We start from the raw sequence: 3,676 nt of genomic DNA on the forward strand, positions 1-3,676 counted from the left end.
AGGTAGCGTACCGGGTCGATGGGCTCCACGGTGGGCCCGGCCGTGACCATGACGCGGCGGCCGGCCAGGTCGCGGCGCATATCCAGCTCCTCGAGCACGGCGGCCACGATGTCGGCCGGCTCGGCCAGGCGGCCCCGTCCCACGTCGCCGCAGGCCAGATACCCGTCGCCGGCCTCGACGATGCGTGCGCCGCGGATGTGCAGCTTGCCCAGGTTGTAGCGCGTCGCCGGGTTCTCGTACATGTGCACGTTCATGGCGGGCGCGACCACGAGCGGGCACGTGCAGGCGAGCGCCGTGGTGGTGAGCAGGTCGTCTGCCAGGCCGTTCGCTATCTTGGCGATAACGTTCGCCGTACAGGGCGCGATGACGAAGCAGTCGGCCTCCTGCGCGAGCGACACGTGGTGTATGGGGTCGGCCGGGTCGTCGAACAGGCCCACGGCCACCGGCTCGCGCGTGAGCGCGCGGAACGTCGTGGGACCCACGAACTCGGTGGCGTGCTCGGTCATGACCACCTTCGCCCTCACGCCGGCCTTCTGCAGAAGGCGCACGATCTCGCAGGACTTGTAGGCCGCGATGCAGCCCGTCACGCCCACGAGCACCGTCTTCTGCGGCGCCGGGGCTGCGGCGCCTTCCTCCCTGGCCATCAGCGGCCTCCTTCCAAAGGGGTGCGCAGCACGTCGGCGAGCACCCTCACGTGCGCGCGGCTGCGGTCGAGGCAGGGTACATACGTGAAAGCGCCTTCGCGCGGTTCGCGGCCCGCCTTCCTGATCTGGTCGAAGTAGAACGGTTTCAGCTCGTGCTCGATGTCGTAGAGCGTCTCGAGGCAGTCCACGGCGAAGTTCGGGCACACGAAGAACACGCGACCCACGTCCGCCTCGGCCCAGCGCGCCAGCACGTCGCGCGTGAACGGCGAGAGCCATTCGCGCCCCTTGTCGAAGCGGCACTGGTAGCCGATGGTCCACCGGTTGCGCTCGATACCCAGCTCGCCCGCTATCTGGAGGCTCGAGGCGCCCGTCTGCAGCTCGTAGGTGTCGCCCGCCTCGATGTCGGCGAGCGGGATGGAATGGTACGAGAACAGCACCTTGTCGTCCGAGCCGGGATCGAAGCCGGCATGCCGTAGGGAGGCGGCGATGGCGCGCACGTAGGTGGGGTCGTCATGGTAGTTGTCCACGAAGTCGCACGGCACGTTCCAGCGCTCGCGGCGCAGCGCGCGGGCCACGCCGTCCGACACCGATCCGGTGGTGGAATGCGCGCTCTGCGGGTACAGCGGCAGCACGACGAGGCGCGTGCAGCCGGCCTCCTTCAGCTCGCGCACGGCATCGCGCACGAACGGGGCGCTGTAGCTCATGGCGCAGCGCACGACGGCATCGAGGCCCTCCTCGGCAAGCTGCGCGTCCAGGCCGCGGACGAGCTTCCCGTGGGCGACCGTGAAGGGAGAGCCCTCGTCGGTCCAGATCCTCGCGTACTTCTCCGCCGACGCGCGCCCGCGCTTCGGCAGGATGAACAGGTGGAGGACGAACCACCAGCCCACACGGTTCATCGGGACGATGCGCGGATCCATGAGGAAGCGCGCGAGGTACTTTCGCACGGCATGCGGGCGCGGCTCGTCCGGCGTGCCGGTGTTCACCAGGAGAATGCCGGTGCGGTCCCCTTCTTGCACGATGTCGATCCCCTTCCCGGCCCGCGCGCGTCGCCGAGGCGAAACGGTGCCCGTCCAACTTGAGAAATCTGCTATAGTTTAGCCCTATCGGCCCCTCGAGGAACGGACGAATGGAGAAAGAACCGAAAAACCCGGGTTCGCCCGAAGCGGAGGGCGATGCTCCGGCCCCTTCGGGGGCTGCGCCCGCATGCGCGGGCGCCTCGGAGGGCACGGGCCTGCTGCGCGAGGTCAAGCAGGAGGTAAAGGCCCAGGTGTTCCACAACACCGGCTATCTGCGGCTCGACTGGTTCACCCTGTTCTGGCTGTTCGTGGCGGGCTGCGTTATCGGGCTCGCCGTGGAGACCGTGTTCCACGCCATCGTCTACGGCGGCCTCGAGAGCCGCGCAGGCCTGGTGTGGGGACCCTTCTCGCCCATCTACGGCGTGGGCGCCGTGGTGCTGACGCTGTTCCTCAACTGCTTCTACCATTCGCACAACCTGGTCATATTCCTGGTTGCCATGGTGGTGGGCAGCGTGCTGGAGTACGTGACCAGCTGGGGCATGGAGTTTTTCTGGGGTGCCGTGGCCTGGAACTACTCGGGCACGTTCGGCTCCATCAACGGGCGCACGAACTTCGCGTTCGGCATGATGTGGGGCCTCTTGGGCCTCGTGTGGGTACGCGTGGCACTGCCTGCCGTCAAGCAGGCGTTCTCGCACGTGAACGCGCAAAACGCAGCCGTGCGCGCCGTGACGGTGCTCATGACGGCCTTCCTGGCCGCAGACATCGCGGTGACGGTGCTCGCCCTCGACCGCGAGGGGCAGCGCGCCCAGGGCGTCCCCGCCACCACCTGGGAGCAGCGCTTCCTCGACGAGCACTTCCCCGACAGCTTCCTGCAAGCCAGGATGCAGAACATGAGCGTGTACGGGAAAGGATAGGCAAGACAGGGGGACGGTTCTCTTGTCCCCCTGTTCGATGAAAGCCAGCAAGGAGTGGAGGGGGACAAGAGAACCGTCCCCCTGTCTTACCCCTTGCTGTCTTGCCCCTGCCTTACAGCCTCGGGCGCGGCGCATCCCTCAGCAACTCGAAGACCTCCTCGCCGGCCTCGGTGCGGCCGCGGCTGCGGTCGGCCAGGGAATCGAGGGCGGCTTGCAGGTCGGCGGGCAGGTTGTCGGCGAACGAGAGCTCCTCCCCCGTGGCGGGATGGGTGAACGCCAGCTGGAACGAATGCAGGAACTGGCGCTCGAGCCCCAGGTCGGCAGCCGGGTCCTTAGGGGCGCGTGAGCGGTAGACCGGCTCGCCGGCCAGCGGGTGCTTCGCATACTCCATATGCACGCGGATCTGGTGCGTGCGTCCGGTGAACAGCTTGCAGTCGATGAGCGAGTAGCCATCGTCGCGCGGCCCGTGCTCGAAGCGCTCCAGCACGCGGAACGTCGTCACCGCGTCGCGGGCAGAGGGCACGTCGCGCACGGCCATGCGCGTGCGCTCCTTCTCGGCGCGGGCGATGGGCGCGTCCACCATGCCGGTGTCGTGCGGGATGACGCCATGCACGAGCGCCAGGTAGCGCCGGTCGACGGCGCGGGCGCGGATGTCCTCCATGAGCGCGTAGCCCGCCTCGTCGGTCTTGGCGGCCAGCATGAGGCCGCTCGTGTCGCGGTCGAGGCGGTGCACGATGCCCAGGCGGTCGTCCTCGCCCTGCACGTTGCACAGGTTGGCGGCCCCGCAATGGTGGACGAGCGCGTTCACCAGCGTGCCGTCGTAGTGGTCGACCGAGGGGTGGCACACCAGGCCCACCTGCTTCGACAGCACCAGGAGGTGCTCGTCCTCGAAGCGGATGTCCAGGTCGATGGGCTCGCCTTCGAGCGCGCGGGGGGCTGCCTCCTCGGCCGCCTCGTACACGACGGTGTCGCCGGCCGCCACGGCGTGCTTCTTGGCCACGTTCGCGCCGTTCACGAACACGGCGCCCTCCTCAATGGCGCGCGCGGCGGCGCTGCGGCTGGGGTATAGTCCGCGCTCGGCCGTGAGCGCGTCCAGGCGCGC

The 3,676-nt window shown here is 68.7% G+C and carries 4 protein-coding genes; 1 reads left to right on the top strand and 3 read right to left on the bottom strand.

Going from position 1 to position 3,676, the window contains the following annotated elements:
• Both coaBC and hemH read right to left on the bottom strand, forming a co-directional pair.
• Nucleotides 1–644 (bottom strand): bifunctional phosphopantothenoylcysteine decarboxylase/phosphopantothenate--cysteine ligase CoaBC (gene coaBC / locus GPA_RS02050; protein WP_041239956.1); only part of this gene is annotated, 644 nt, incomplete at its 3' end.
• Nucleotides 644–1,660 (bottom strand): ferrochelatase, encoded by a 1,017-nt coding sequence (gene hemH / locus GPA_RS02055; RefSeq protein ID WP_227115552.1) that lies wholly within the window; start codon nucleotides 1,658–1,660, stop codon nucleotides 644–646. The genes hemH and coaBC, both read right to left, overlap by 1 nt.
• 110 nt (nucleotides 1,661–1,770) lie before the next feature.
• On the opposite strand from hemH, the gene GPA_RS02060 reads away from it, so the two are divergent.
• A complete protein-coding gene (locus GPA_RS02060) occupies nucleotides 1,771–2,574 on the top strand; it encodes a putative ABC transporter permease (RefSeq protein ID WP_015538800.1) in 804 nt (267 codons plus the stop codon).
• A gap of 112 nt (nucleotides 2,575–2,686) precedes the next feature.
• On the opposite strand, the gene GPA_RS02065 is transcribed toward GPA_RS02060, so the two are convergent.
• Nucleotides 2,687–3,676 (bottom strand): RluA family pseudouridine synthase (locus GPA_RS02065; RefSeq protein WP_041239958.1); only part of this gene is annotated, 990 nt, incomplete at its 5' end.

It is taken from the genome of Gordonibacter pamelaeae 7-10-1-b, from assembly GCF_000210055.1.
In the GTDB taxonomy this organism is placed as follows: domain Bacteria; phylum Actinomycetota; class Coriobacteriia; order Coriobacteriales; family Eggerthellaceae; genus Gordonibacter; species Gordonibacter pamelaeae.